Source organism: Halopseudomonas sp. (assembly GCF_036961105.1).
Classification (GTDB): Bacteria; Pseudomonadota; Gammaproteobacteria; order Pseudomonadales; family Pseudomonadaceae; genus Halopseudomonas.
Genome location: NZ_JBALWW010000001.1, coordinates 222805 through 249079, shown reverse-complemented (window position 1 = coordinate 249079; position 26275 = coordinate 222805). Strand labels below are relative to the sequence as shown.

Sequence of the window (26275 nt, the reverse complement as noted above, 5' to 3'; positions counted from 1 at the left end):
CTTCACATCTTCTGCCCGCCGGCAGCCGGCAACACCCGTTGCAAGCGGCAACTTATCGTCATATTGTGACAACTGCGTCTGCCGTCCAATCCATTACAACAAGGTTCGCTATGGCGTCCGAGCAACTCTGGTTGAGCCCTGCGGTACACCCGGTGTACGTCCGTCTGGTGTACGCGGAGCTACTGCGACAGGGCCTGAGTGCGGAGCAGATTCAGGCGGGCAGTTCATTCGATTGGCATGCGCTGCACGACAATCATTTTCTCAGTCTCGGCAGCCTGCATAACCTGTTGCTGCGGGCGCTGGCGTTGAGCGCCAGGCCCTGGCTGGGCTTTGCCGTGGGTCTGCATACCGACGTCAGCGCCCACGGGCCTGCCGGTTACGCGGCAGTCTGTGCCAGCAATATTGGTGCAGCCATTGACATCACCGAACGCTACGCCAGCCTGCGTCAGCACCTGGCTCATTTTCGACTGGAGCCGGGCGAGGCGCCGATACTGACGCTGCAGGAATTGCGGGTGCCGACTGCCGTTCGCGAGTACCTGCTTGGGCATTTCACCACTGGCATGTTGCGGCTGCTGGAGACCCTGGGTGGTCAACCGCTGAATGAACAGATCAGGATCGACTGGCCGCTACCCGAGCCGAGCTGGTCCGAGCAACTGCAGGACTATGCCCGCGAATGGCGTTTCAATGCGCCAGGGCTGCGCATTCATCTTCCGGCGGGATTGTTGCAGCAGCCCTGTCTTGGCGCCGACCCGCAGGCGTGCCGGCAGGCCCTGCGTGATTGTGCCAATCAGCTGGAGCAACAACAGCGTGGCGGCTCGCTGACCGAGCGGATCAAGCAGCGACTACTGCAATGCGAGGAGGGTTATCCCACCCTTGCCGGTATTGCCGCGCTGGAGCATGTGACGCCACGTACGCTGCTGCGTCACTTGCGCAGCGAGGGCAGTCGATACCAACAGATTCTGGACAGTCTGCGCGGTGAACAGGCGGCCTGGTTGCTGAGCCACACCGAGCTGAGCATCGAGCGCGTGGCCGAGCGGCTCGGCTATCAGGACACCAGCAACTTCAGTCGCACCTTCCGCCGCTGGCACGGCTGTACACCAAGGGCGTACCGTCGCCAGAGCCGATAAACCGGCACGGCGAAGGTGCCGCCGGGGCCTCAGTTGCTCGGCGTTACGCGCAGCACCTTGCCACTGGCGTTGTCGGTCAGGAGATATATCGCGCCGTCCGGCCCGCTGCGCACATCACGAAAACGCGCGCCCAGCTCCTTGAACAGACTTTCCTGCTCGGTAACCTCAGTGCCGTTGAGCACCACGCGGCGCACTTCCATGCCGGCCAGCGCCGAGACCAGCAGATTGCCCTGCCACTGCGTAAACAGCTCGCCGCGATACAAGGTCATGCCCGAGGGCGCGATGGAAGGTGTCCAGTGCAAGAGCGGCTGCTCCAGCCCCGGCAACTCGGTGTAGGGCGATACCTGGGCACCGTCATAGTCCACACCGTAGGTAATCTTGGGCCAGCCGTAATTCTTGCCGGCTTCGATCAGATTGATCTCATCGCCGCCGCGCGGGCCGTGCTCGTTGCTGTAGATGCGCTGGCTCTGGGCATCGTAGAGAATCGCCTGCACGTTGCGATGACCAATGCTGTAGAGCTCCGGCTTGGCGCCCTCCTGGCCCACATAGGGATTGTCCTGCGGTACCGAGCCATCGCGATTCAGCCGTACGATGCTGCCCAGATGATTGCCGGTATTCTGCGCCTGCTCGCGGTAATCAAAACCATCACCCAGCGTCAGCAACAGGGTACCGTCCGGCAGAAAGGCAATACGCCCGCCATAGTGTGCGCTGCCCTTCTTGGCTGGCTGTGCGCGGAAGATCTCCTGGGTATTTTCCAGCGCCCTACCCTTGAAGCGTGCCGAGGCCAGACAGGTATGGTTGGCCTCGGCAGTACCGCAGGCGTAGCTCAGAAACAGCTCGCCGCTCTGGGCAAAGTCCGGCGCCAGCGCCAGCCCCATCAAGCCGGCCTGGCGATTGACAAAGGCTTCGGGCACGCCAGCGACCGGCTCGGGCTGCAATTCACCTGCGGCATTGATCAGGCGCAGCGCGCCGGTGCGCTCGGTCACCAGCATGCCGCCATCGGGCAGAAATGCCAGTGACCAGGGATAGGACAGGCCTTCGGCAACGGTCTCAATCTTGTAATCCGCCGCCTGAACCTGAGTAGCGAGGGCCAGCAACGCAGTTCCGGCAACCAGTGTACGAATGAACATGGCAACTCTCCTTGGGCCGGGAAATCAGCCCAGCACACGCAGCCCGCGCCGCGCTTTGGGTTTGGTCAGGCGCCCGAACAGCCAACTGCCGGCGCCCACCGCCAGCATCATGCACAGCAGTCCGGCAGTGACGCGGGTGGCGGCGATAAAGGTGGGCATGGGCAACAGATAATTGGCCAGCATGAACGCCACCCAGATGCCGCCGGCTCCGGCCAGAAAATAGAGCAGCCAGCGCCAGGGCTTGAAGATGCGGCCCAGTGCTTCGGCCAGCGGTAACGCCAGCAACAGCGTAGCGGCCACCATGATGACAAAGATCGGGGTGAAACCACGCAGGTCATGCCAAGAGGTGGTCATTCGCGTCGGCAGATCGATCACCACGTCCATCTCCTGCAGAAAAAGCAGGTTGAACTGAGTTTGCACCAAAGAGCCGAGCGCGGTGGCCAGCACCACACTCAGCAGATAGAAAAAAAGGATCCGCAGCACGGATGCAAGCTTCATTCTTGTTGTTCCTGATCAAGCGATATAAAAGGGAAGTTCAGGCCTCGGCATCGCCCTGCGGCAACTCGGGCAGATTGCGTAGCGCCTGCTCATAGGCCGGCAGGTCGAAGGGCTGATCATGCTCCAGCATTGTGCCTATGCAATGCGCAAGCACCTGCGCCATCAGCTCCAGGCTCTCTTCACGCGGATAACCTACCAGCGTCAACTTGTTCAGTGTGGCCTGGGCGGCGGCCGGCTCGCCAGCCGCCAGCTGGTTCTCCACGGCTTCAATCAGTTTGGCCTGGGCGAAGGCTTCATCGGGCTGGTCATCGGTTGGCTGCATGTGATCTTCTCGTACTGCAAATGGCAAACAGGGCGGCTATGGCCGCCCTGCTGTTCAGGCTCAGTTGATCTTGGGATCCAGCTCGCCGCGCGCATAGCGCTCGAACATGTCATCCAGGCAGATCGGCTTGATCTTGGAGGCGTTGCCTGCGGTACCAAAGGCTTCGTAACGGGCAATACAGATATCGCGCATGGCGTCGACGGTCTTGGCGAGGAACTTGCGCGGATCGAACTCGGCCGGGTTCTGTGCCATGAAACGACGAACCGCACCGGTTGAGGCCAGACGCAGATCGGTATCAATGTTGACCTTGCGCACGCCGAACTTGATGCCTTCAACGATCTCTTCGACCGGTACCCCGTAGGTTTCCGGGATCTCGCCACCAAACTCGTTGATGATCTTCAGCCACTCCTGCGGCACGGAAGAGGAACCGTGCATGACCAGATGGGTATCGGGAATGCGCTTGTGAATCGCCTTGATCTGCTCGATGGCGAGAATGTCGCCTGTCGGCGGACGGGTGAACTTGTAGGCGCCGTGGCTGGTACCAATGGCAATCGCCAGGGCGTCAACGCCGGTCTGCTTGACGAAGTCAGCGGCTTCTTCGGGATCGGTCAGCATCTGGCTGTGATCCAGCACGCCTTCGGCGCCGATGCCGTCTTCCTCGCCTGCCATACCGGTTTCCAGACTACCCAGGCAGCCCAGCTCGCCTTCCACGGACACACCACAGGCGTGCGCCATTTCAACGGTACGACGAGTCACGTCGACGTTGTACTCGTAGCTGGTCGGGGTTTTGCCGTCAGTACCCAGGGAGCCGTCCATCATCACCGAGGAGAAACCCAGCTGGATGGAGCGCTGGCACACCGCCGGGCTGGTGCCGTGATCCTGGTGCATACACACCGGAATGTGCGGAAACTCTTCGATCGCCGCCAGAATCAGGTGGCGCAGGAAGGGCGCACCGGCGTACTTACGCGCACCGGCAGACGCTTGCACAATCACCGGGGAGTCGGTCTTGTCGGCCGCTTCCATGATGGCGCGCATCTGCTCCAGGTTGTTGACGTTGAACGCGGGCACGCCGTAGGAATATTCGGCAGCGTGGTCGAGCATCTGGCGCAGGCTGATGAGGGCCATGGGTATCTCTCCGTAAATGATTATCGTGGCGGCAAGCTGCAAGCTTCAAGCCGCAAGCTGCCCGGTAAATGTCGACAGTTTACTCGTCTCACTCAATATTGGTCACCCCTGCCTGGCGCATGCCATGACAGGAGTGCTTTCGCTCTTTGCTTGAAGCTTGAAGCTTGAAGCTTGAAGCTGAATTATTTCGAGCGTGACTCCAGCACCTCAACGGCGGGAAGTACCTTGCCCTCGACAAATTCGAGGAAGGCGCCGCCGCCGGTGGAAATATAGGATATCTGCTCGGCCACGCCATATTTGTCGATAGCCGCCAGGGTATCGCCACCGCCGGCAATCGAGAAGGCCGGGCTTTCGGCAATCGCCAGCGCCAGCGCCTTGGTGCCTTCGCCGAACTGATCAAACTCGAATACACCCACCGGGCCGTTCCACAGGATGGTGCCGGAAGACTTCAGCAGCTCGGCAAACTGCGCTGCAGTCTGCGGGCCAATGTCCAGAATCATGTCGTCTTCAGCCACATCGGCCACCAGCTTGACGGTGGCTTCCGCGTCCTCGGCGAAGGCCTTGGCCACCACCACATCAACCGGTAGCGGCACGCTGACCTTGGCCGCGATGGCCTTGGCGGTATCCAGCAGATCGGCTTCGTACAGCGACTTGCCAACCGGCAGGCCGGCAGCAGCCAGGAAGGTGTTGGCAATACCGCCACCCACAATCAGCTGATCGCATTTTTCCGACAGGGCGTTGAGTACGTCCAGCTTGGTCGAGACCTTGGAGCCGGCAACGATGGCCGCCATCGGCCGGGCGGGCTTGTCCAGCGCCTTGGCCAGGGCATCCAGCTCAGCCGCGAGCAAGGGGCCGGCGCAGGCCACACGGGCAAACTTGGCAACACCATGAGTCGAGCCCTGGGCCCGGTGCGCGGTACCAAAGGCGTCCATCACGAAGACGTCGCAAAGCGCTGCATATTCCTGCGCCAGCGTATCGGTGTTCTTCTTTTCGCCCTTGTTGAAGCGAACGTTCTCCAGCAGCACCAGTTCACCCGGTTGCACAGTAACGCCGGCAAGATAATCGCGTATCAGCGGGACTTCGCGACCCAGCGCCTTGCTCAGATAGGCCGCTACCGGCGCCAGGCTGTTCTCCTCGCTGAATTCGCCTTCCTCCGGACGCCCCAGGTGGGAGCACACCATCACGGCAGCGCCCTTCTCCAGCGCCAGCTTGATGGTCGGCAAGGCCGCCAGAATACGCGCATCGCTGCTTACCTGGCCGTTCTTGACCGGCACGTTGAGGTCTTCACGAATGAGTACACGCTGGTCCTTGAGGTCCAGGTCGTTCATGGTCAGTACGGTCATGGTCCGCTCCTTGAAAGTTAACAATCGATACCTGCGTGAGCTCGAGCGCGGCGCGCTCAAGCCCGAAATTCAATGACCCCGCTGCAGCCAGTAACGCGCAACATCCAGCATGCGATTGGCGAAGCCCCATTCGTTATCGAACCACACCAGCAGATTGACCAGACGCGGGCCGGAGACGCGTGTCTGGCTGGCATCAATTACCGCCGAATGCGGGTCGTGGTTGAAGTCGCAGCTGGCGTGCGGCAACTCGGTATAGTCCAGCAAGCCAGCCAATGGGCCCCGGGCCGCTTCGCGCAACAGTCGGTTGACCTCGTCGGCGCTGGTGTCGCGGCTGACCTGCAAGGTGATATCCAGCGCGGACACATTGACCGTCGGCACCCGGACCGCCTTGGCCTGTATGCGTCCGACCAATTCCGGCAGCAAGCGTTCAATGCCTCGCGCCAGGCCGGTGGAGACCGGAATGATCGACTGAAAGGCCGAGCGCGTGCGGCGCAGATCGGTGTGATGGTAGGCGTCGATCACCGGCTGATCGTTCATCGCCGAATGAATGGTGGTGATGGAGACATACTCCAGCCCCAATTGCTCGTTCAGCAGCTTGAGCAGCGGCACGCCGCAATTGGTGGTGCAGGAGGCATTGGAGACCAGCCGCGCATCATTGGGTAATTGCTCATGGTTGACGCCGTACACCAGGGTCGCATCCACCGCCCGCTCATTGGCCATCGGCTGCGAGAACAACACCCGCGGCACGCCGGCATGCACGAAGCGCAGACCCTGCTCGCGGCTGGTGTACTGCCCGGAGCACTCCAGCAGCAGGTCAATGCCCAGCGCCTGCCAGTCGATCCCCTCGGGCTCGGCCTGGCGCAGCACCCGAATCGGCCGCCCCTCGATCATCAGGTCATCACCCGCCAGCTTCACATCGCCGGGAAAGCGCCCGTGAGTGGAGTCAAAGCGGGTGAGATATTCAATGCTTTCGCGGTCGGCCAGATCATTCAGCGCCACTATCTGCAACCCATCACCGCCGCGCTCGTGCAAGGCACGCAGCACACAGCGACCGATACGGCCGTAGCCGTTCAGGGCGATTCGATAGGGTGCGCGGTTTGGCATAGCAGCCGAGGCTCCGTTCAGCTGCAAGCTACAAGCTACAAGCTGTAAGCGCTCCGTGAACAGCTTGCAGCTTGCGGCTTGCGGCTTGCGGCCGGATTAATCTTCCAACAATTCTTCAGCCGCCAGCAGCACGTTCTGCAGGGTGAAGCCGAATTCCTCGAACAGGGCGTTGGCCGGGGCCGATTCGCCGAAGGTCTGCATGCCGATGATGCGGCCGTCGAGGCCTACGTACTTGTACCAGAAGTCGGCATGCGCTGCTTCGATGGCGATACGAGCGCCCACTTCCAGCGGCAGCACTGCCTGCTTGTACTCGGCATCCTGCTGATCGAACACGCTGGTGGACGGCATGGAGACCACGCGCACCCGCTTGCCCTGCTCGCTGAGCGCGGTCCAGGCGTCTACTGCCAGACCTACTTCCGAGCCGGTAGCGATCAGAATCAGTTCGGGTTCGCCGCTGCAATCCTTGAGCACGTATCCGCCGCGAGCCACATCAGCCAATTGCGTGGCATCACGCTCCTGGTGCGGCAGGTTCTGGCGCGAGAACACCAGTGCGCTGGGGCCGTCGGCGCGCTCGAGTGCGTACTTCCAGGCAATCGCCGATTCAACCGCATCGGCCGGGCGCCAGGTATCCAGATTCGGCGTGCCACGCAGGCTGGCCAGTTGCTCGACCGGCTGGTGGGTTGGGCCGTCTTCGCCCAGACCAATGGAGTCGTGGGTATACACGTGGATAACGCGTTGGCGCATCAGCGCCGACATGCGCACTGCGTTGCGCGCGTATTCCATGAAAATCAGGAAGGTGGCGCCGTAGGGCACAAAGCCGCCGTGCAACGCGAGACCGTTCATGATGGCGGTCATGCCGAATTCGCGCACGCCGTAGAACAGGTAGTTGCCGGAAGCATCTTCAGCCGTCACACCCTTGCAACCCTTCCACAGGGTCAGGTTGGACGCGGCCAGGTCAGCAGAGCCGCCCAGCAGTTCAGGCAGCAGCGGGCCAAAGGCGTTCAGCGTGTTCTGACTGGCCTTGCGGCTGGCGATGGTTTCGCCCTTGCTGGCCACCTCGGCAATATAAGCGTCGGCCTGCGCGCTGAAGTTGTCCGGCAGTTGCCCGGACATGCGCCGTTGCAGCTCGGCCGCCAGCTCTGGGTAGGCGCTCTGATAAGCGGCAAAGGTCTGGTTCCAGGCGCTTTCCGCCTTGGCGCCGGCCTCAAGCGCGTCCCACTCGGCCTTGATCTCGGCAGGAATATCGAAGGGGCCATGGGCCCATTTCAGCGCATCGCGGGTAGCAAGCACCTCGGCCTCACCCAGGGCAGAGCCGTGCGACTCTTCCTTGCCCTGCTTGTTCGGCGAGCCGAAACCGATGATGGTCTTGCAGCAGATCAGCGTGGGCTGCGCGGTGTTCTTGCGGGCGGTTTCGATGGCGGTCTTGATCTCGTCGGCATCGTGGCCATCGACATTGCGGATGACCTGCCAGCCGTAGGCTTCGAAGCGCTTGGGCGTATCGTCGCTGAACCAGCCTTCCACTTCACCGTCGATGGAAATGCCGTTGTCGTCATAGAAGCCGATTAGCTTGCCCAGACCCAGGGTGCCGGCCAGCGAGCAGACCTCGTGGGAGATGCCTTCCATCAGACAGCCATCACCCATGAACACATAGGTGTGGTGGTCCACGACCTTGTGGCCATCGCGGTTGAACTGGGCCGCCAGGGTCTTCTCGGCGATAGCCATACCCACGGCATTGGCAATGCCCTGCCCCAGCGGGCCGGTGGTGGTTTCGATCCCCGGGGTGTAGCCGTATTCGGGATGGCCCGGCGTCTTGCTGTGCAACTGACGGAAGCTCTTGAGATCGTCGATGCTGACGTCGTAGCCAGTGAGGTGCAGCAATGAATAGAGCAGCATGGAGCCATGACCGTTGGACATGACAAAGCGGTCACGGTCGGCAAAGGTCGGATTGGCCGGGTTGTGCTTGAGGTAATCGCGCCACAGGACTTCGGCGATATCCGCCATGCCCATGGGCGCGCCGGGGTGGCCGCTATTGGCTTTCTGCACAGCATCCATACTGAGGGCACGGATGGCATTGGCTCGGTCACGACGGCTGGGCATGGACAACTCCTGTGGCTACAAGGCATGGGCAGCAACCGCAGCAGGCGGCTGGCCGGAAAATAAGGCGGGCATTTTCGCGCAAACGGCGCCAACGGGCAATGAAAACCCCATGACGCCTTGCGTAAAGCCCGGCAGAGCCAGACGAATGGCCAAAGAAAACCTATATCAAAACATTTTGATATAGCCCTTGCGAGCACTGATTATCGCAACTACACTGCCCAGCATGAACCAAATTGCGCGCCTGGATGCCGCCCTCCCCAGCCCCACCGACGCACTGGCCGCCTTCTGCAAGGCGACCGGCGACAGCCTGCGGCTGGATATTCTGCGCGTGTTGCGCAACGACTCCTTCGGCGTGCTGGAACTGGCACAGATCTTTGCCATGCGTCAGTCGGGCATGAGCCATCACCTGAAGGTGCTGGCCAACGCCGGCCTGGTCAGCGCCCGCCGCGAAGGCAACTCGATTTTCTATCGGCGCAGCCTGCCCACTCCCGACATCGGCTGGCACCAACTGCACGCCCAGTTGCTACTGGAACTGGATGCCCTGCCGCCCGAGCCAAGACTGCTGGCCGCCATCGGCCAGGTGCATGGCCAGCGTGCGGAGCTATCGCGCCAGTTCTTTGCCCGTTTTGCCGACGGTACGCCGGCGCAGCAGGATCTGATTGCCCACTTCGGCGCGTATCGCGAGCCCTTGCTGGCGTTGATCGACACCCTGCCCCTGCCGAGCCGGCAATTGGCGATTGAGGTCGGCCCCGGCGAAGGCGGCTTTCTGCCCAGCCTGGCCGCGCAGTTTCAGCAGGTCATAGCGCTGGACAACGCCGAGTCGATGCTCGAGCGCGCACGCCAGCAATGCAGCGACGCCGGTTTGCAGAATGTGCAGTGCCTGCTGGCCGATGCCCTGGCGCCGCAACAACTGCCGCCGGCCGACTGTCTGGTATGCAACATGGTGCTGCACCATATGCCGGCACCGGCCGAGGCACTGCGCCGCTTCGCCGACCTGCTCAAGCCGGGCGGCAGCCTGGTACTGACCGAGCTGTGCAGCCACGACCAAAGCTGGGTTCGCGACAGCTGTGGTGACCTATGGCTGGGATTTGATCAAGACGATATTGCCCACTGGGCTACTGCAGCCGGCCTCGAGGTCGGTCTCAGTCAATACATTGGCCTGCGCAACGGTTTTCAACTGCAGTTGCTGCAACTGGCCAAACCCGCACCATCTTCTTCCTCCGAGGAAAGGACAACAATATGAGCGATTACTCGATTTTCACCTCTGAATCGGTGTCCGAAGGCCACCCCGACAAACTGGCCGACCAGATTTCCGATGCGGTTCTGGACGCCATTCTCGCCGAGGACAAGTTCGCCCGCGTGGCCTGCGAAACCATGGTGAAAACCGGTGTCGCCATCGTCGGCGGCGAGATCACCACCACTGCCTGGGTTGATCTGGAAGACCTGGTGCGCAGCGTGATCAAGGACATTGGCTATACCTCCTCCGATGTTGGCTACGACGCCGATACCTGCGGTGTGATCAACATCATCGGCAAGCAGTCACCGGACATCGCCCAGGGCGTGGATCGGCAGAAGCCGGAAGACCAGGGCGCCGGCGACCAGGGCCTGATGTTTGGCTACGCCAGCAACGAAACCGATGTGCTGATGCCCGCGCCCATCACCTTCGCCCATCGCCTGGTCGAGCGCCAGGCCGAAGCGCGCAAGGATGGCACCCTGAGCTGGCTGCGCCCGGACGCCAAGTCGCAGGTCACCTGCCGCTACGAGAACGGCATCGTCACCGGCATCGACGCCATCGTGTTGTCGACTCAGCACAATCCGGAGATCAGCCAGGCTGACCTGCGCGAAGCGGTGATGGAAGAAATCGTCAAGAAGGTGCTCCCGGCCGACCTGCTGCACGCCGACACCCAATACCACATCAACCCGACCGGCAAGTTCGTGATTGGCGGCCCGGTCGGCGATTGCGGCCTGACCGGTCGCAAGATCATCGTCGACACCTACGGCGGCATGGCCCGTCACGGCGGCGGCGCCTTCTCCGGCAAGGATCCGTCCAAGGTCGACCGCAGCGCTGCCTATGCCGGTCGCTACGTGGCCAAGAACATCGTTGCTGCCGGCCTGGCCGACAAATGCGAAATTCAGGTGTCCTACGCCATCGGCGTGGCGCAGCCAACGTCCATGTCGATCAACACCTTCGGCACCGGCAAGATCAGCGACGACAAGATCATCCAGCTGGTACGCCAGCACTTCGACCTGCGCCCCTACGCCATCACGCGCATGCTCGACCTGCTGCACCCGATGTACCGCGCCACCGCAGCCTACGGCCACTTTGGCCGCACGCCGGTAGAGATGACGGTCAAGGGCGACACCTTTACTGCGTTTCCGTGGGAGAAGACGGACAAGGCGGCCGACCTTCGCGCTGACGCTTGAAAGTAGCGGCAAGCTTCAAGCTGCAAGCAACAAGCTGTCCGCGCTCACTGAAGGGTTTAGGGTTTGCTTGCGGCTTGTAGCTTGTAGCTTGCCGCTGATGTTTACCGCCGCTCAGCGGCGATAAACATCGTGGCAGGCTTTACAGGCCTGCTGCACCGCGCGCAGCTGGTCACTGACCTGACCGGGGCCGCGAACCCCGCCGGCAGTGGCGGCGCTGAGGTCGGCGACGCTGGCTTTGAAGGTGTCGATGGCTTCGGCGAAGCCCTGCGGGTCGGACCAGATATCCGACTTGGCGCGATTGGGCTCAGGCTCGGCGCCGGGTTCAGGGAAGTGAGCCCAGGGTTGATCGGCCAGTTTGGCCAGCCCTTGGGCGTGCTCGGCAAACACCGGGCCGTCAAAAGGCAGACGATCAGACAGCATGCCGCCCATGGGCTCGCTATGCTTGATCATCTGCTTGAACAGCGCCTGGCGCTTGCCCTCGGGCGAATTGGGGTCGGGCTCGTTGTTGCAACCGATCAAGGCCACACCCAACAGGGCAATGGCCACGAATTTTTGGTATGAAGCAGAACGCATGTTTCATCCGTACAGGAAAATGAGAGGGGCTGGAAGCCTGCCGGACTTAACCGCCCGTAGCGCAGTGTTGAGTTCGACAGGCTTCTAGTATCGCCGTTTGAAAGGCTCCGGCCAAGGCTGCGCCAAGCGCTGCCGGCAACCGGAAGAATTGCAACCCCGTGCGAGGGGCGCTGCAGCAGCCGGATTATCCGCTGCCAGGCTCGCATGGGGCATGTGACATTTAACCGCGCCCATTCGCATCCACGAATGGAGAATTACATGAGTGCCGTTATGAACACTGCCAATGCAACCGACTACAAGGTCGCCGACATTTCCCTGGCCGACTGGGGCCGCCGCGAGATCATCATTGCCGAATCGGAAATGCCGGCACTGATGGGTCTGCGCCACAAGTACGCCGGCGAGCAGCCGCTCAAGGGGGCGAAAATCCTCGGCTGCATCCACATGACCATCCAGACCGCCGTACTGATCGAAACCCTGACCGCACTGGGCGCTGAAGTGCGCTGGTCCTCGTGCAACATCTTCTCTACCCAGGATCAGGCCGCCGCCGCCATCGCGGCGGCCGGTGTGCCGGTATTCGCCTGGAAAGGTGAAACCGAGGAAGAGTACGAATGGTGCCTGGAGCAGACCATCCTCAAGGACGGCCAGCCCTGGGATGCCAACATGATTCTGGATGACGGCGGCGACCTGACGTTGATGCTGCACGACAAGTACCCGCAAGTGCTCGAGCGCGTCCACGGCGTCACCGAAGAGACCACCACCGGCGTACATCGCCTGCAGGACATGCTGAAAAAAGGCACCCTGAAGATTCCGGCGATCAACGTCAACGACTCGGTGACCAAGAGCAAGAACGACAACAAGTATGGCTGCCGCCACAGTCTGAACGATGCCATCAAGCGTGCCACCGATCACCTGCTCTCCGGCAAGCAGGCACTGGTTATCGGTTACGGCGACGTAGGCAAAGGCTCGGCCGCCTCGCTGCGCCAGGAAGGCATGATCGTCAAGGTCAGCGAAGTCGATCCCATTTGCGCCATGCAAGCCTGCATGGACGGCTATGAAGTGGTCTCCCCCTACAAGGATGGCCTGAACGACGGCACCGATGCCTGCGTTGATGCCGCTCTGCTGGGCAAGATCGACCTGCTGGTGACCACCACCGGCAATGCCAACGTCTGTGACGCCGGCATGCTCAAGGCGCTGAAAAAGCGCGCTGTGGTCTGCAACATCGGTCACTTCGACAACGAGATCGATACCGCCTACACCCGCGCCAATTGGCACTGGGAAGAGGTCAAGCCGCAGGTTCACAAGCTGCACCGCACCGGCAAGGACAACTTTGACGCCGCCAACGACGACTACCTGATCCTGCTGGCCGAAGGCCGCCTGGTGAACCTGGGTAACGCCACCGGTCACCCAAGCCGCATCATGGACGGCTCTTTCGCCAACCAGGTACTGGCGCAGATCCACCTGTACAACGGCAAGTTCGCCGACCTGCCGGTTACCGAAAAAACCAAGAACGTCACCGTCATGGTACTGCCGAAGAAACTGGACGAAGAAGTGGCTGCCGAAATGGTCAAGGGCTTTGGCGGTGTTATTACCCAGCTCACCAAGACCCAGGCCGACTACATCGGCGTGGAAGTCGAAGGCCCGTTCAAGCCGGATAGCTATCGCTACTAAACAGCTGCAAGCTGCAAGCTGCAAGCTGCAAGCTGCAAGCTAGATCAGCGTGAGTTTTACGTGTTTCCCGTCAAGCCTTATCTGGCGGCAACAACGTAAAACTCACCGGCACACTGCTTTTGCTTGAAGCTTGCGGCTTGAAGCTTGAAGCTCCAAACCTCCCTGCAAGATGAAGGGCAGTACCCATGAACCAAACGAATAACAACACCCCGGTCAGCTTCGAGTTCTTTCCGACCAAGACCGACGCCGGGCATGAGAAGCTGATTGCCGCCGGCCATGTGCTGGCCGCTGAAAATCCCGAGTTTTTCTCGGTTACCTACGGCGCCGGTGGCTCGACCCGTGACCGTACCCGCAAGACCGTACTGCAACTCGATGGCGAGGTGAAGATTCCAACCGCGCCGCATCTGTCGTGCGTAGGCGATTCGCTGGATGACCTGCGCAGCCTGCTGGGCGAATACCGTGACGCCGGCATCAAGCGCATTGTCGCGCTGCGCGGCGATCTGCCCTCGGGCATGGGTCAGGCCTCAGGCGAGCTGCGTTACGCCAATGAACTGGTCGAGTTCATCCGCAAGGAAACGGGCGATCATTTCACCATCGAAGTGGCCGCCTATCCCGAGGCGCACCCGCAAGCACAACACTTTGAGGCGGACCTAAAGAACTTCGTGCGCAAGGTGCAAGCCGGCGCCGATAGCGCTATAACCCAGTACTTCTTCAACGCCGACTGCTACTTTCACTTTGTTGATCGCGTACGCAAGGCCGGTATCGAGGTACCGATAGTGCCGGGCATCATGCCGATCACCAATTACAGCAAACTGGCGCGCTTCTCCGACGCCTGTGGTGCCGAAATTCCGCGCTGGATTCGCAAGCAGCTGGAAGCCTACGGTGACGACAGCGACAGCATCTGCAACTTTGGTACCGAGGTCATCAGCCAGATGTGTGAGCGGCTGATTGCAGGCGGCGCGCCGGCCCTGCATTTTTATACCTTGAACCAGGCCGAACCCAGCCTGGACATCCTGCGCAACCTGCGCCGCAGCTAGAAGGCGGCTAGACTACCGCAATGCGCATTTCTCATCTGGTCTTGCCATTGCTGTTGTGGCCCGGGGTTTCGCTGGCGGCCAACCTGAAGATTGTCAGCGAAGCCTGGGCGCCCTACATATTCGAGCACGATGGCCAACTGCAGGGTGTCGATTACGAGACCGTGCAGCAGGTATTCAGCCAACTGGGATACCACATCGAATGGGAACTGACACCCTGGAAGCGCGCCATGCTCAGCGTCACCAGCGGCCGCGCCGATGCCATTCTGGACATACTGCCCGATGCCGAACGCCGACGGCAGTTGATCTTCCCCAGCGAACATCTGTCCATCAATGATTCTGTACTCTTCTACTCGCGCCGGCATCCTCACCCTTACGCCCGCCTCGAGGATCTGCGCGGCCTCACCATAGGAGTGGCGCCCGGCTACCTTTACGGCAACTCGGCGTTTGTGACGGCTGACTATTTCACCCGCGAGCCGGCCCCAACGGTGGAAGCCAACCTGCTCAAGCTGCGCACCCAGCGCATCGACCTGGCGCTGATCGATCGCCGCGCCGGCCTGTATGTGCGCCAGCAGTTAGGTCTGGAGCAACAGATTGGCTTTGATCCGCAACCCGTCGGTAGTGGCAAGCTGTTTCTGGCCTTCCATCGCGGTGCAGGCAAGGTCGAACTCAGCCATGCGTTCAGCACCCAGCTGAAGCGCTTCAAGCAAAGCCAAGAATATCAGCAGATTCTGTCCCGTTACCGCAGCAACGAGGCAAATAAATAGCGTCAAAACGCTGTCGCGAGACTATTCCTGGCGCTGGAAAGCAGGCTAGACTCTCCCAATGAGATCACCACGCTGGCTTCTTCTGCTTCCCCTGCTTCTGTGCCATGCAGCACTGGCGAAGCCGTTGAATATCGTCAGCGAGGCCTGGCCACCCTATATCTACGAAACTCAGGGGCAGTTGCAAGGCGTCGACTATGACGTCACCAACCGGGTGCTCCGCCAATTGGGTTATCAGCCGCGTTGGCAACTCCTGCCTTGGCGCAGAGCGCAGCACGACACCCTCAGTGGTCATGCCGATGCCATCCTGGATATCTCGCCCAACGCGACGCGGCGCGAGCAGTTCATCTTCCCCAGCGAGCCCCTGTCCCATAGCGAAACCGTCCTGTTCTACCGGCTGGACCGTCCACATCCCTTTAACGGTCTGCAAGATCTGCGTGGGCTGCGTATTGGCGTCACCGCCGGCTACGTGTATGGCAATGCGCAATTCAACAACGCCGACTACTTCAGCCACGAAGTCTCGCCCTCCAACGAGGCCAGCCTGCTGATGCTGATGCGTGATCGCGTCGACATGGTGATGATGAACAAACGGGTCGGGCAATTTACGCTGCGCCAGCTCGACCTCACACAGCAAGTCAGCCACCACCCGTTGGTGGTCAGCAGTGGATCGCTGTTCCTGGCCTTCCATCGCCGCCCCGAACTGGCCGAACTGGCAGAACGCTTCGGCGCCGCGCTGCAGACGTTCAAGGCCAGCCAGGAATACCTGCAGATCCTGCAGCACTATGGCCTGAGCGACCTCTGAATCGCCCGGCTGTGACCCACAACAAGCACTACTTCCTGCCACCTGCAGGCGCATTACCAGAGCGTATCCGACCGCCGAGCAGGCCGGGCTGTGTCAGCGCACGCTTTCTGTTATACTCGGCTCCCTTCATTCCAGGCCGCACGGACAAGCGGCAGGCAACGACCCCTTGGCGGGCAGTGTCACCCTGACACCAGCTCGCAGGAAACCGGTTGTTACCTGCATGTTCGCAACGGCCATCACAGGGTTATCTGAATGTCCTTTGCTTCCTTGGGCCTGTCCGACGCACTCGTGCGCGCGGTGGCTGCTACCGGTTATACCAATCCCACGCCTGTTCAGGCGCAAGCTATTCCCGCCGTACTCGAAGGCCGCGACCTCATGGTTGCCGCCCAGACCGGCACCGGCAAAACCGCCGGCTTTGCATTACCCGTTATTGAGCGCCTGTTTCCTGCCGGGCAAGCCGACGCCAACTACAAGCGCGTCGGCAAGCAGGTACGCGTTCTGGTTCTTACGCCAACTCGCGAGCTGGCCGCCCAGGTGCATGACAGCATCCGTGCCTACGCCGCCGAGCTGCCGTTGAAGTCTGCCTGTGTATTCGGCGGCGTTGGCGCCAACCCGCAGATGAAAGCTATCGCCCCCGGCCTGGATGTTCTGGTCGCGTGCCCTGGCCGCCTGCTTGATCTGGTTGGCCAGCGCGCAGTAGACCTGTCCAAGGTCGAAGTACTGATTCTTGACGAAGCCGACCGCATGCTCGACATGGGCTTTGTGCATGACGTGAAAAAGGTGATCGCCAAGCTGCCGAGCAAGCGGCAGACGCTGCTGTTCTCGGCGACCTTCTCGAAAGACATTACCGATCTGGCCAACAAGTTGCTCGACAACCCGGCCCGCATCGAAGTGACCCCGCCCAACTCCACCGTTGAGCGCATCAACCAGAAGGTTTACCGCGTCGCTGCCGGCCACAAACGGGCACTGGCTGCACACCTGATCACTCAGGGTGCGTGGGAGCAGGTGCTGATCTTCACCCGCACCAAGCACGGCGCCAACCGTCTGGCCGAATACCTCGACAAGAACGGCCTGGCCGCTGCGGCCATCCATGGCAACAAGAGCCAGAGCGCCCGCACCAAGGCCCTGGCCGACTTCAAGGCCAACAAGTTGCGCATTCTGGTGGCTACCGATATCGCCGCCCGCGGCCTGGATATCGACCAGTTGCCCCATGTGATCAACTTCGAGCTGCCCAACGTCTCGGAAGACTACGTGCACCGAATCGGCCGTACCGGCCGCGCCGGTCGCAGTGGTGAGGCAGTCTCGCTGGTCAGCCCAGACGAAGACAAGCTGCTGCGCGCCATCGAGCGCATGACCAAGCAGCGTATCGACGAAGGCGCGCTGGAAGGTTTCGAGCCGCCGGCCCAGGCCGAGCTCAACAGCGATCGCCCGGAACGCCCACGCGGTGGCGCCAGCAATGGTCGCAATCAGAACCAGCCGCGTACCAGCAACGGCAGCGGCCGTGGCCAGAGCGCGGGCAAGCCTGCCGGTCAGGGCGCTGGCCCGGCTCGCGGACGCGGTCGTCCAGACAAGCCAAGCACAGAACGGCCGCGCGGACCAAAGCGGGCTGCGCACGTCATCAGCGAGCCGGAAGATGCGGTTACTCTGGAGCGTCGTCGCCAGGCCAATGGTAATCGTGCCGATCCGCTGCCGCAGAACAAACCCAACAATCGCCGGCCGAACAACCGTGGCCCACAGCGCGAAAAACCGGCACTGCTGGGTCCTCGCTGAGCCAAGGCGCTAGCCGCGCAGCAAGGCAATGACAAAAAAGGGGCTTCGGCCCCTTTTTTTGCGTCTGCGTTTTGCTACACGCAGCACAGCCGCAAGGTGACGTTGGCAGCAGTGACTTCTATAGTGAGTCAGACACAGACTCATTCACTGCGAATCAACAAGGACGCCTCCCCAGATGAAAGCTGCCCACCTCCTGCTTGCCGGCCTGCTATCAACCAGCGCCACCACACTGCTTGCCGCCAGCATCCAACCTACCCCCGAGCCCGGCCTGTGGATCAGCGAAAGCACCACGCTGATCAACGGCGTGGACATGCAGGCGAAGATGCTCGAAGTCCGCCAGAACATGCTCGCCGGCATGCCGGAAGAGCAGCGCGCCATGGCCGAGAAAATGATGAACGACGCCGAAGAGGCCGGCCACCGCCGCTGCATCAATGCCGAGCTGGCGAAGAAGATGACCGATCCCGAAACCCTGCTCGCCGACGCCCGTGAGCAAATGCCCGGCTGCGATCTGCAGGTCGATCAGAAAGACGATGACCAGCTGGAATTCCACGGCAACTGCGCCAACAGCGAAGGCTTCAATGGCGACCTGAGCGGCGACATGCAGATGGTCAGCAGCAAGGAGATGCGCTCCAACTTTCTTGGCGAAGGCACCTATCAACTACCGGCGCAGGCCGCCGGCGCGCTGGGCGAGGAATTCAATGGCCCAGTGAAGGTGGAGCACAAGGAAACCAGCAAATGGGTAGGCAGCGATTGCGGTGACACACCGGTCGAACCCCTCTCCTGACCCGCCCTCCTGACAGCCTGCCACCCTCGGCAGTTGGGCGCCGCGCTGACCGATGCGCCACCAGGCATGACATTGATCACAGCCTGCGTAAAGCAGGCTCGTGCGCGGCTTTGTTTCTGCGCTAAGCTGGCAGGTCTTCCGCGCCGAACCTGGCCGACCGCACAAGGATGTCATGGCATGACCTTGCCTTACCGCAGCAGGTGCTGCACCTCTCTGCTAGCCAGACCATCTCGCAGCCCAGCCGCAGAGCCGGCAGGATTCCTCATCCCTGGAGCGGGCTGGCGCGCGTCATGCTGAACACAGCACTGGCGCCAGGCAGACTGGCGGCCGCCGCGGCCGCCTTTGTGCTCTGGGGCGGCTGGGCATTGCTGGCCAACTGGTCTGCGGGGCCGCGCGAGGCATTGCTCGCAGGTCTGGTGCAGGGCTGCGCCAGCGCCGTCATCACCTTGCTGATGGCCATCTGTGCTACCACGCTCTTCAATCGAATACCCGGCCCCACATGGCTGCGCATCGCCCTGCCCCCGGCTCTCATTGTCTCGGTCAGCTTCAGCGGGCTATGGCTGGTGCATAGTCTCAACGCCACCCCTGCCCTGTGGGCCACCATTGTGCCGCCGAGTAGCCTGGCCTTCGTCTATTGCCTGTATCTCACCTTTACGCTGGCGCGTGAAACCAGCCAAATGCCACCGGAGCAGCCGCCCCATGACTGACCTCAGTAACCGTCGCCCACTAAAGATTCGCGATCAGCAGATAATGCGCCGCTTTGCCGCCTGGCTCAGCCGACGCAGCGTGACGCCAAACCAGATCTCGGTGCTCAGCGTGGTCTTTGCCCTGGGTGGCGGCGCGGCGCTGGTATTGGCTGGGCAAAGTCTGGGGGGTGAACGCTCCCTGTGGTTTATTGCTGCTGCGCTGCTGATTCAGCTACGGCTGCTGTGCAACCTGTTCGACGGCATGGTCGCCATGGAAGGCGGCAAGCAGACGCTGGCCGGCGAGCTGTTCAACGACGTGCCCGACCGCATTGCCGATCCCCTGCTGATCGTTGCCTGCGGCTTTGCCCTGCCGCATTATCCCAGCGCCATGTGGCTGGCCTGGCTGGGCGCCCTGCTGGCGGTGATGACCGCCTACATCCGCGTACTGGGCGTTTCGCTTGGCCTGCCCGCGGACTTTCGCGGCCCCATGGCCAAACAACAGCGCATGGCGCTATTGACCCTGGCGGCGATCGTTTCGGCGCTGGAAATATTCTGGGGCCATTACGGCATGGTGCTCTGGATCAGCCTGATCGTACTGGTGGTGGGCAGCGCAATGACCGCGTTGCGCCGCCTGATTGGCGCCTATCTGCGCCTGCAACAACGTGGAGCCAACTGAGATGGATATCGGCCTGCCCTTCATGCTCGATCTCACCCCCAATGCGCTTGGGGCCATGCTGGTAGTGCTGGCCATGCTGGTCGCTGCGTCCATCATCCAATGGCGGCTGCGCTCACGCTTAAGCCCCGAAGCGCATCTGGAGCTCAAGCAGCGCATCAACTCCTGGTGGGTGATGGTCGCGGTGGTCTTTACCGCCTTGATGATTGGCCAGGTCGCCTCGCTGATCTTCTTCGCCATCCTCAGCTTTATCGCGCTGCGCGAGATTTTCTCGATCCTGCCCGTGCGTATCAGCGACCGCCGCCTGATCCTCGCGCTATACCTCATGGTACCGCTGCAGTACTACTGGATTGCCAGCGACTGGTACGGCATGTTCATCGTGTTCATTCCGGTCTACCTGTTCCTGCTCATCCCCTTCGGCCTGCTGATGCTGGGTGAAACCAAGGGCTTCATCCGCGCGGTAGGCTCTTACCAGTGGGCGATCATGACCACGGTATTCGCCATCAGTCATGTCGCCTACCTGCTGATGCTGCCGGCAGACCAGAATTCCTCGGGCGGCGGCGTCGGCCTGGTGCTCTACCTGGTCTTCCTGACCCAATTCAACGACGTGGCGCAGTACATCTGGGGCAAGAAATTTGGCCAGCGCAAGATTGTGCCCACCATCAGCCCCAACAAGACCTGGGCCGGCTTCCTCGGTGGCGTTGCCACCACCACCCTGCTTGGTGGCCTGCTCGCCCCCTGGCTGACGCCACTGAGCTTCTGGCAGGGCCTGGCCGCCGGCCTGCTGATCGGCATCGCCGGCTTCATCGGCGACCTGACCATCTCGGCGGTCAAGCGCGATCTGCGCATCAAGGACACCAGCCAGTTGATTCCCGGCCACGGCGGTATTCTCGATCGCATCGACAGCCTGATGTACACCGCGCCGCTGTTCTTCCACTTCCTCGTTTACACCAGCTACTGAGGCCGCCATGCCGTTCTTTCAACGCCTGCCCAAGCGGCTGTTTTTTCTACTGGTCGTCAAACCCGTGGTCTACCTGCTGCTGGGGCTCAACATCTACTCGCCCCAACGTCTGCCCGCACGCGGCCCGGCGATTCTGGCCGCCAACCACAACAGCCACCTGGACACCCTGGTGCTGATGGCGCTCTACCCACTTAGCCAACTGCACCGCGTACGCCCGGTCGCCGCAGCCGACTACTTTCTGCGCAACCGCTTTACCAGTTGGTTGTCACTTAACGTGATTGGCATCATCCCGCTGGATCGCCAGGGCCAGGTCGACAAGGAAAAGGTGTTTGACCTCTGCCAACAGGCACTGGCCAACGAAGAGATACTGCTGCTGTTCCCCGAGGGCAGCCGCGGCGAAGCCGAGCAGCTGCAACCGCTACGCAAGGGCATCTATCACCTGGCCCGCAGCCACCCCGGCACCACAGTCACCCCCATCGCCATGCACGGCCTGGGCCGCGCCCTGCCCAAAGGCGAATCCATGCTGGTACCGTTCAACTGCGATGTGGTGATTGGTGAGGCGCTGGTGCCGGGTGAGGACAGCAATGTGTTTATGCAGGAATTGCAGGCGTCGTTGGAGGAGTTGTTGGCTGCTTGTATTACCCGACGGGATGCGCAGTGGGAGGATTGAGGGCTTAAAGGCCGCCAATGCGGTCTTGAGCCATAGCCGAGAGAGATTTGCGCCTTAGCCAGCTTCCCCCTCACACCCACCACAACACTCACCCCAGCCCCGCTGCCGTGACGTATGGCCAATACCCGGATTAAAGCTGTTGGTCGGGTCGAGTTCGCGGTAGAAGCCGGCCAGCGCGGGTTTGGCGACATAAAGGTGGCCGACGTTGTGCTCGGCCGGATATTCGGCGCGGCGCTCGTCCAGTAGCGCCCACATGCGGTGCTCCATGGCGAGCGGGTCGACGCCCTTGCGTACGATGTAATCCTGATGAAAGACGTGGCAGAAGAAGTGCCCGTAGTACAGCTTGTGCACCATGTCCTTTTCCATCTCGGGCGGCAGGCTTTCTACCCAGTCGCGGTCGTTACGGCGCAGGGCGATATCCAGAGCGACTATGTCTTCCACTTCGTTGCGGTGCACTTCGCGGTAGCGAATGGCGGCGCCGGCGACGGCGAAGCGGTGCAGGAAGGCGCGGCGGCCTTCGTCTTCATCACACTCAAAGAAGCTGCCGCTGTCGCGTCCGGCGAAAAAGCGGTTGAGGTGCTCGCGGGTCTGCTCGGCAGTGTCGTTGTCGACGCGCAGCAGCAGGTGATGCTCAAAGCGGTCGCGGTACTCGCGCATGCGGGCGGGCAAGTGGCTGGGCAGCAGGTCCATGGCTTTCTGGATGATGCGATCGCTTACGCCACGCAGGCCAATGCGCTCGAACAGCCCATCAACACGGCTCTTGAGCGCAAAGGCGGCGGGCACCTTGGCGGTGCCGAAACGGTCGATGATCAGATAGGTATCCTTGCCGTAGCGCTCGCCAATGTCGAAGGCGGTGCGGTGGATGTACTCCCCGGCAATCGGCAGGCTGGGCAAGCTGGTCAGCAGATGGCGGCGCAGCTCGGTCAGGTTCTGGGGGTCGTTGCTGCCGATGTAGAACACCGTGCTGGCTTCCTTGACGAAGGTATCCAGGCGCACGGCAAACAGGCACAGCTTGCCGGCCGAGCCCGAGGCTTCAAACAGCCGTGAGGGGTCAGCGTTGAAGCGCGCGGGCGTGTCGGCATCCACATCGCGCACATGGTTGGCGTAGCCGCCATCGGAGGCGTTGGCGGCTTCGTTGCGTACAGCGGCCGGGCTGTAGTCACCGTTTTGCAGACGCGTCAGTATTTCTTCCGGGCTGTCGCCCAGCTCGATACCCAGATGGTTGACCAGGGCCAGGCTACCGTCGGCCTGCATCTGGGCATAGAGCGCCAGCTCGGTATAAGCCGGGCCACGGCGTACCAGGGCGCCGCCGGAGTTGTTGCACACGCCGCCGAGCACCGAGGCGCCGATGCAGGAGGAGCCGATGACCGAGTGCGGCTCGCGGCCCAGCGGGGCCAGTTCGCGTTCCAGCCGGTCCAGGGTGGCGCCGGGCAAACAGACTACCTGCTCGCCCTGGTTGACCAGCTGCACGCCATCCAGCCGCCGGGTGCTGATCAGCACTATGTCGCGATCATAATTGTCGCCATCCGGTGTGGAGCCGCCGGTCAGCCCCGTGTTGGCGGCCTGCATGATAACGATGCAATCGGCCGCCACCGCCGCCTGCAATACCTGCCACTGCTCCAGCAGCGTGCCCGGTTGCACTACCGCCAGCACCTGTCCTTCGCCGGTGCGATGACCCTTGCGAAAGCGCCGCGTCTGTTGCTCGCCGGTCAGCACATGACGCCGACCGACCAATGCACGAAAGCTTTCCAGCAGTTGGCCGCGTTCGCGGTTCCCGGCAGTATTCATAGCTCGCGCACCAGCATCTCGGAGGTAATATCGGCGATGGATTTGGCCCCGGTCAGCACCATGGCCACGCGCATTTCCTTCTCGATCAGCTCAAGCAGGTTGCTCACGCCGGCTTCACCGTCGGCCGCCAGGGCGTAGATGAAAGCACGGCCGAGCATGGCGCAGTCGGCGCCCAGCGCCAGCATGCGCACCACATCAAGCCCGGTGCGCACACCTGAATCGGCGAAAATTTTGATCTGCCCCTTTACCGCGTCGGCAATCGCCGGCAGCGCGCGGGCGGTAGAGAGCACGCCGTCGAGCTGACGGCCGCCGTGGTTGGAGACGACAATACCGTCGGCGCCAAAGCTGACGGCGTCGCGCGCGTCGTCGGCATCGAGAATGCCCTTGATCACCATGGGGCCGTCCCAGAATTCGCGGATCCACTCCAGGTCCTGCCAACTGATGGAGGGGTCGAAATTGGCGCCCAGCCAGCCGATGTAATCGGCAAGGCCGGTCGGGTTGCCGCGGTAGGTCGAGATGTTGCCCAGGTCGTGCGGCTTGCCGAGCAGGCCCACGTCCAGCGCCCAACGCGGGTGAGTTGCCGCTTGCAGCATGCGCCGCACCGCAGCATTGGGGCCGCTCATGCCCGAATGCGCATCGCGGTAGCGCGCGCCCGGCACCGGCATATCGACGGTAAATACCAGGGTGGTCACCCCGGCAGCCCTGGCGCGCTCCAGCGCGTTCTTCATGAAACCGCGATCCTTCAGCACATAGAGCTGAAACCACATGGGCCGGCTGATCGCCGGGGCCACCTCTTCGATAGGGCAAACCGAGACGGTCGACAAGGTAAAGGGAATGCCCTTGGCGTCTGCGGCGCGCGCTGCCTGCACCTCCCCGCGCCGCGCATACATGCCGGTCAGCCCGACCGGCGCCAGCGCTACCGGCATGGCCAGGGTTTCATTGAACAGTTGGGTCTGCAGGTTCAGCTCGGACATGTCGTTCAGCACCCGCTGACGCAGCGCGATGTCGGCCAGGTCTGCAACGTTGCGCTTGAGCGTGTGCTCGGCGTAGGCGCCGCCATCGATGTAGTGGAACAGGAACGGCGGCAGGCGGCGTTTGGCTGCGGCGCGGTAATCGGTGGAGGCAGAAATGATCATCAGGTATATCCCGTAAGGTTCTGTTGATGCCGGGCCTGCGCATTGCAGAGCCCGGTCACTAGCGCAATCAGCCGACCTGCAGCGGATCGCTCACGCCCAGCCAGTACACGGCAATCAGCGCGATGATGCCGGTCATCAGCACATAGTAGAGCGTTGGCCATACAGTGCGGCGCAGCGTGGTACCTTCGCGGCCCAGCAGGCCGACGGTAGCAGAAGCGGCAACCACGTTGTGAATGGCCACCATGTTACCGGCTGCCGCGCCAATCGCCTGGGCCGCCACTATCAGCGCGGTCGACAATCCCAGGTTGCTGGCCACGCCAAACTGGAACTGGCTGAACATCATGTTGGACACGGTATTGGAGCCAGCCAGGAAGGCGCCCAGCGCGCCGATGGCCGGAGCAAACAGGGGATAAATACTGCCAACGCTGTCGGCCACGTAACGCGCCATCACGATAGGCATGCTCGGCAGGTCGGCGGCGTTGACCCCGGAATTGATCAGAATGCGCACCATGGGCACGGTGAACAGCAGTACGAACCCGGCGCTCAGCAGCACGCCGCCGGATTCCTTCATCGCCTTGCCCAGATCGCGCAGCTGCATGCGGTGCAGGAAGAAAGTCGCCAGTACCACCATCACCAGAATACCGCCCGGCAGGTACAGTGGCTGGATCCCCGCGCTTACGCCGGTTTCACCCAGCAGATCGTTGAAGTTGACGGCAACCGATTTGAAAGCAGCGGTCACCGGGGGGAATACCCGGCTGATCACCAGCAGCAGACCTACCAGCAGGTAAGGCAGCCAGGCGCGTAAGCTGCCCATCGGGCGCGCAGTCAGCTCTTCGAGCTTCATCTCGATGCTGCCCATCCACGCTGCTGGCCACTCTGCGCGCGGAGCAAAATCCCAAGTGGTTTTGGGGACCAGAAAGCCGAAGCGTGCGGCGGTGGTCACCACGGCCAGCCCCACCAGGCCACCCATCAGCGCCGGGAACTCGGGGCCCAGCAGCATGCCGGTGAGCATGTAGGGGATGGTCACCGAAACGCCGGCAAAGAGCGCAAAGGGCAAGACCTCGAACACCGCACGCCAGCTCCTGTCCTTGCCGAAGAAGCGCACCAGCATGATCACCATGACCAGCGGCATCACACTGCCGACCAGTGCGTGAATGACCGCCACCTGGCTGGTGATCAGCTGCAGGTACGCCTCCCAGCTGGAGCCATTGGCGGCCAGTTGCTCGCCGATGGCGACGTGATCCAGTCCGGTGCTGACGCCAACGATGATCGGCGTACCCACTGCACCAAAGGACACCGGCGTACTTTGCACCAGCATCCCCATGAGCACCGCCGCCATCGCCGGAAAGCCGATGGCCACCAGCAGCGGCGCGGCAATCGCGGCGGGCGTGCCAAAGCCGGAGGCACCTTCGATAAAGCAGCCGAACAGCCAGGCAATGATGATGGCCTGGATGCGCCGATCCGGGCTGATGGTGGTAAAGCCGGCGCGAATCGCGGTGATACCGCCGGAATGCTTGAGCGTATTGAGCAGCAAAATGGCGCCGAAGATGATCCACAACAATCCCAGGGTGACGACCAACCCCTGCAGGGTGGAGGCCAGCACCCGGTTGACGCTCATGTCCCAGCCGAACAGGGCGATGGCCGCGCTGACCAGGTAAACCAGTGGCATGGCGCGGCGTGCGGGCCAGCGCAAGCCGATCAGCAGAATGCCGGCCAGCAGTATGGGAGTGAAGGCCAGCAAGGCCAGAAATCCGGATGACATGGAGCGCTCCTGTGGTGGTTCTAGTTGTTGTTTG

24 protein-coding genes and 1 riboswitch are annotated in these 26275 nt (G+C 62.0%); of the genes, 13 read left to right on the top strand and 11 right to left on the bottom strand.

All coding sequences use genetic code 11. The features are described from left to right. The first annotated feature begins 110 nt into the window (after nt 1-110). The gene (locus V7756_RS01095; RefSeq protein ID WP_335608318.1) at nt 111-1127 is read left to right on the top strand and encodes a helix-turn-helix transcriptional regulator; all 1017 of its coding nucleotides are present in this window, start codon (nt 111-113) and stop codon (nt 1125-1127) included. Nucleotides 1128-1156: 29 nt separating this feature from the next. On the opposite strand, the gene V7756_RS01090 is transcribed toward V7756_RS01095, so the two are convergent. The 7 genes from V7756_RS01090 to tkt all read right to left on the bottom strand — a co-directional run bounded on the left by V7756_RS01090 (nt 1157) and on the right by tkt (nt 8746). Continuing rightward, nucleotides 1157-2257 (bottom strand): PQQ-dependent sugar dehydrogenase, encoded by a 1101-nt coding sequence (locus V7756_RS01090; RefSeq protein WP_335608317.1) that lies wholly within the window; start codon nt 2255-2257, stop codon nt 1157-1159. A 24-nt stretch (nt 2258-2281) separates the two neighbouring features. Further along, nucleotides 2282-2755 carry a hypothetical protein gene (locus tag V7756_RS01085; protein ID WP_335608316.1) on the bottom strand — a complete coding sequence of 158 codons (474 nt, stop codon included), beginning with the start codon at nt 2753-2755 and terminating at the stop codon, nt 2282-2284. A gap of 37 nt (nt 2756-2792) precedes the next feature. Beyond that, entirely contained in the window at nt 2793-3077 is a 285-nt protein-coding gene (locus tag V7756_RS01080; RefSeq protein ID WP_335608315.1) for a hypothetical protein, read from the bottom strand. Between the two features lie 60 nt (nt 3078-3137). After that, a complete protein-coding gene (gene fba / locus V7756_RS01075) occupies nt 3138-4202 on the bottom strand; it encodes a class II fructose-bisphosphate aldolase (protein ID WP_335608314.1) in 1065 nt (354 codons plus the stop codon). A 182-nt stretch (nt 4203-4384) separates the two neighbouring features. Then, nucleotides 4385-5545, bottom strand: a complete 1161-nt coding sequence (locus V7756_RS01070; protein WP_335608313.1) for a phosphoglycerate kinase — start codon at nt 5543-5545, stop codon at nt 4385-4387. Between the two features lie 69 nt (nt 5546-5614). Further along, complete coding sequence (gene epd / locus V7756_RS01065; RefSeq protein ID WP_335608312.1) at nt 5615-6649, bottom strand: erythrose-4-phosphate dehydrogenase; 1035 nt, start codon at nt 6647-6649, stop codon at nt 5615-5617. Nucleotides 6650-6745: 96 nt separating this feature from the next. Further along, nucleotides 6746-8746, bottom strand: a complete 2001-nt coding sequence (gene tkt / locus V7756_RS01060) for a transketolase (RefSeq protein ID WP_335608311.1) — start codon at nt 8744-8746, stop codon at nt 6746-6748. A gap of 223 nt (nt 8747-8969) precedes the next feature. Between tkt and V7756_RS01055 the strand changes: the two genes are divergently transcribed. Together V7756_RS01055 and metK are read left to right on the top strand one after the other, a co-directional pair. Further along, nucleotides 8970-9989 carry an ArsR/SmtB family transcription factor gene (locus V7756_RS01055; RefSeq protein WP_335608310.1) on the top strand — a complete coding sequence of 340 codons (1020 nt, stop codon included), beginning with the start codon at nt 8970-8972 and terminating at the stop codon, nt 9987-9989. Then, entirely contained in the window at nt 9986-11170 is a 1185-nt protein-coding gene (gene metK, locus V7756_RS01050) for a methionine adenosyltransferase (protein WP_335608309.1), read from the top strand. Before V7756_RS01055 ends, metK begins: the two co-directional genes overlap by 4 nt. Before the next feature lie 111 nt (nt 11171-11281). Here the strand turns inward: metK and V7756_RS01045 are convergent, their stop codons facing one another. After that, nucleotides 11282-11743 carry a c-type cytochrome gene (locus V7756_RS01045; RefSeq protein WP_335608308.1) on the bottom strand — a complete coding sequence of 154 codons (462 nt, stop codon included), beginning with the start codon at nt 11741-11743 and terminating at the stop codon, nt 11282-11284. A gap of 156 nt (nt 11744-11899) precedes the next feature. Further along, nucleotides 11900-11982, top strand: a riboswitch (S-adenosyl-L-homocysteine riboswitch). Between the two features lie 19 nt (nt 11983-12001). Between V7756_RS01045 and ahcY the strand changes: the two genes are divergently transcribed. The 10 genes from ahcY to V7756_RS00995 all read left to right on the top strand — a co-directional run bounded on the left by ahcY (nt 12002) and on the right by V7756_RS00995 (nt 21555). After that, complete coding sequence (ahcY, locus tag V7756_RS01040) at nt 12002-13411, top strand: adenosylhomocysteinase (protein ID WP_335608307.1); 1410 nt, start codon at nt 12002-12004, stop codon at nt 13409-13411. 185 nt (nt 13412-13596) lie between these two features. Further along, entirely contained in the window at nt 13597-14448 is an 852-nt protein-coding gene (gene metF, locus V7756_RS01035; protein ID WP_335608306.1) for a methylenetetrahydrofolate reductase [NAD(P)H], read from the top strand. Between the two features lie 20 nt (nt 14449-14468). Then, a complete protein-coding gene (locus V7756_RS01030; protein WP_335608305.1) occupies nt 14469-15212 on the top strand; it encodes a substrate-binding periplasmic protein in 744 nt (247 codons plus the stop codon). 124 nt (nt 15213-15336) lie between these two features. Next, the gene (locus V7756_RS01025) at nt 15337-16011 is read left to right on the top strand and encodes a substrate-binding periplasmic protein (RefSeq protein ID WP_335608304.1); all 675 of its coding nucleotides are present in this window, start codon (nt 15337-15339) and stop codon (nt 16009-16011) included. Nucleotides 16012-16263: 252 nt separating this feature from the next. Then, nucleotides 16264-17781, top strand: a complete 1518-nt coding sequence (locus tag V7756_RS01020) for a DEAD/DEAH box helicase (RefSeq protein WP_442908929.1) — start codon at nt 16264-16266, stop codon at nt 17779-17781. Nucleotides 17782-17956: 175 nt separating this feature from the next. Then, nucleotides 17957-18565, top strand: coding sequence for a DUF3617 family protein (locus V7756_RS01015; protein WP_335608303.1), 609 nt, complete (start codon nt 17957-17959; stop codon nt 18563-18565). Between the two features lie 290 nt (nt 18566-18855). Next, nucleotides 18856-19272: a hypothetical protein gene (locus V7756_RS01010; RefSeq protein ID WP_335608302.1), complete on the top strand. Its 417-nt coding sequence runs from the start codon at nt 18856-18858 to the stop codon at nt 19270-19272. Further along, a complete protein-coding gene (locus V7756_RS01005) occupies nt 19265-19927 on the top strand; it encodes a CDP-alcohol phosphatidyltransferase family protein (RefSeq protein WP_335608301.1) in 663 nt (220 codons plus the stop codon). Before V7756_RS01010 ends, V7756_RS01005 begins: the two co-directional genes overlap by 8 nt. A gap of 1 nt (nt 19928) precedes the next feature. Continuing rightward, nucleotides 19929-20885, top strand: a complete 957-nt coding sequence (locus tag V7756_RS01000) for a phosphatidate cytidylyltransferase (RefSeq protein WP_335608300.1) — start codon at nt 19929-19931, stop codon at nt 20883-20885. Nucleotides 20886-20892: 7 nt separating this feature from the next. Further along, a complete protein-coding gene (locus V7756_RS00995) occupies nt 20893-21555 on the top strand; it encodes a lysophospholipid acyltransferase family protein (RefSeq protein ID WP_335608299.1) in 663 nt (220 codons plus the stop codon). A 54-nt stretch (nt 21556-21609) separates the two neighbouring features. Here V7756_RS00995 and dld read toward each other — a convergent pair whose 3' ends face one another. From dld to V7756_RS00980, 3 genes are all read right to left on the bottom strand, one after another. Then, nucleotides 21610-23343, bottom strand: coding sequence for a D-lactate dehydrogenase (gene dld, locus V7756_RS00990; protein ID WP_335608298.1), 1734 nt, complete (start codon nt 23341-23343; stop codon nt 21610-21612). Then, on the bottom strand, nt 23340-24479 hold the full coding sequence (gene lldD, locus V7756_RS00985) for an FMN-dependent L-lactate dehydrogenase LldD (protein WP_335608297.1): 1140 nt from the start codon (nt 24477-24479) through the stop codon (nt 23340-23342). The genes dld and lldD overlap by 4 nt, the downstream gene beginning before the upstream one ends. 67 nt (nt 24480-24546) lie before the next feature. Beyond that, on the bottom strand, nt 24547-26241 hold the full coding sequence (locus tag V7756_RS00980; RefSeq protein ID WP_335608296.1) for an L-lactate permease: 1695 nt from the start codon (nt 26239-26241) through the stop codon (nt 24547-24549). Nucleotides 26242-26275: the final 34 nt, after the last annotated feature.

Excerpts from the sequence above, each read along its gene's own strand:
- V7756_RS01020 (WP_442908929.1), top strand. The coding sequence starts at position 16,264 with ATGTCCTTTGCTTCCTTGGGCCTGTCCGACGCACTCGTGCGCGCGGTG.
- fba (WP_335608314.1), bottom strand. The coding sequence starts at position 4,202 with ATGGCCCTCATCAGCCTGCGCCAGATGCTCGACCACGCTGCCGAATAT.
- tkt (WP_335608311.1), bottom strand. The coding sequence starts at position 8,746 with ATGCCCAGCCGTCGTGACCGAGCCAATGCCATCCGTGCCCTCAGTATG.
- V7756_RS01030 (WP_335608305.1), top strand. The coding sequence starts at position 14,469 with ATGCGCATTTCTCATCTGGTCTTGCCATTGCTGTTGTGGCCCGGGGTT.
- V7756_RS01095 (WP_335608318.1), top strand. The coding sequence starts at position 111 with ATGGCGTCCGAGCAACTCTGGTTGAGCCCTGCGGTACACCCGGTGTAC.
- V7756_RS01090 (WP_335608317.1), bottom strand. The coding sequence starts at position 2,257 with ATGTTCATTCGTACACTGGTTGCCGGAACTGCGTTGCTGGCCCTCGCT.
- V7756_RS01080 (WP_335608315.1), bottom strand. The coding sequence starts at position 3,077 with ATGCAGCCAACCGATGACCAGCCCGATGAAGCCTTCGCCCAGGCCAAA.
- dld (WP_335608298.1), bottom strand. The coding sequence starts at position 23,343 with ATGAATACTGCCGGGAACCGCGAACGCGGCCAACTGCTGGAAAGCTTT.
- metF (WP_335608306.1), top strand. The coding sequence starts at position 13,597 with ATGAACCAAACGAATAACAACACCCCGGTCAGCTTCGAGTTCTTTCCG.
- V7756_RS01055 (WP_335608310.1), top strand. The coding sequence starts at position 8,970 with ATGAACCAAATTGCGCGCCTGGATGCCGCCCTCCCCAGCCCCACCGAC.
- V7756_RS01000 (WP_335608300.1), top strand. The coding sequence starts at position 19,929 with ATGGATATCGGCCTGCCCTTCATGCTCGATCTCACCCCCAATGCGCTT.
- ahcY (WP_335608307.1), top strand. The coding sequence starts at position 12,002 with ATGAGTGCCGTTATGAACACTGCCAATGCAACCGACTACAAGGTCGCC.
- metK (WP_335608309.1), top strand. The coding sequence starts at position 9,986 with ATGAGCGATTACTCGATTTTCACCTCTGAATCGGTGTCCGAAGGCCAC.
- V7756_RS01015 (WP_335608303.1), top strand. The coding sequence starts at position 17,957 with ATGAAAGCTGCCCACCTCCTGCTTGCCGGCCTGCTATCAACCAGCGCC.
- V7756_RS00995 (WP_335608299.1), top strand. The coding sequence starts at position 20,893 with ATGCCGTTCTTTCAACGCCTGCCCAAGCGGCTGTTTTTTCTACTGGTC.
- V7756_RS01045 (WP_335608308.1), bottom strand. The coding sequence starts at position 11,743 with ATGCGTTCTGCTTCATACCAAAAATTCGTGGCCATTGCCCTGTTGGGT.
- V7756_RS01085 (WP_335608316.1), bottom strand. The coding sequence starts at position 2,755 with ATGAAGCTTGCATCCGTGCTGCGGATCCTTTTTTTCTATCTGCTGAGT.
- lldD (WP_335608297.1), bottom strand. The coding sequence starts at position 24,479 with ATGATCATTTCTGCCTCCACCGATTACCGCGCCGCAGCCAAACGCCGC.
- V7756_RS01010 (WP_335608302.1), top strand. The coding sequence starts at position 18,856 with ATGCTGAACACAGCACTGGCGCCAGGCAGACTGGCGGCCGCCGCGGCC.
- epd (WP_335608312.1), bottom strand. The coding sequence starts at position 6,649 with ATGCCAAACCGCGCACCCTATCGAATCGCCCTGAACGGCTACGGCCGT.
- V7756_RS01070 (WP_335608313.1), bottom strand. The coding sequence starts at position 5,545 with ATGACCGTACTGACCATGAACGACCTGGACCTCAAGGACCAGCGTGTA.
- V7756_RS00980 (WP_335608296.1), bottom strand. The coding sequence starts at position 26,241 with ATGTCATCCGGATTTCTGGCCTTGCTGGCCTTCACTCCCATACTGCTG.
- V7756_RS01005 (WP_335608301.1), top strand. The coding sequence starts at position 19,265 with ATGACTGACCTCAGTAACCGTCGCCCACTAAAGATTCGCGATCAGCAG.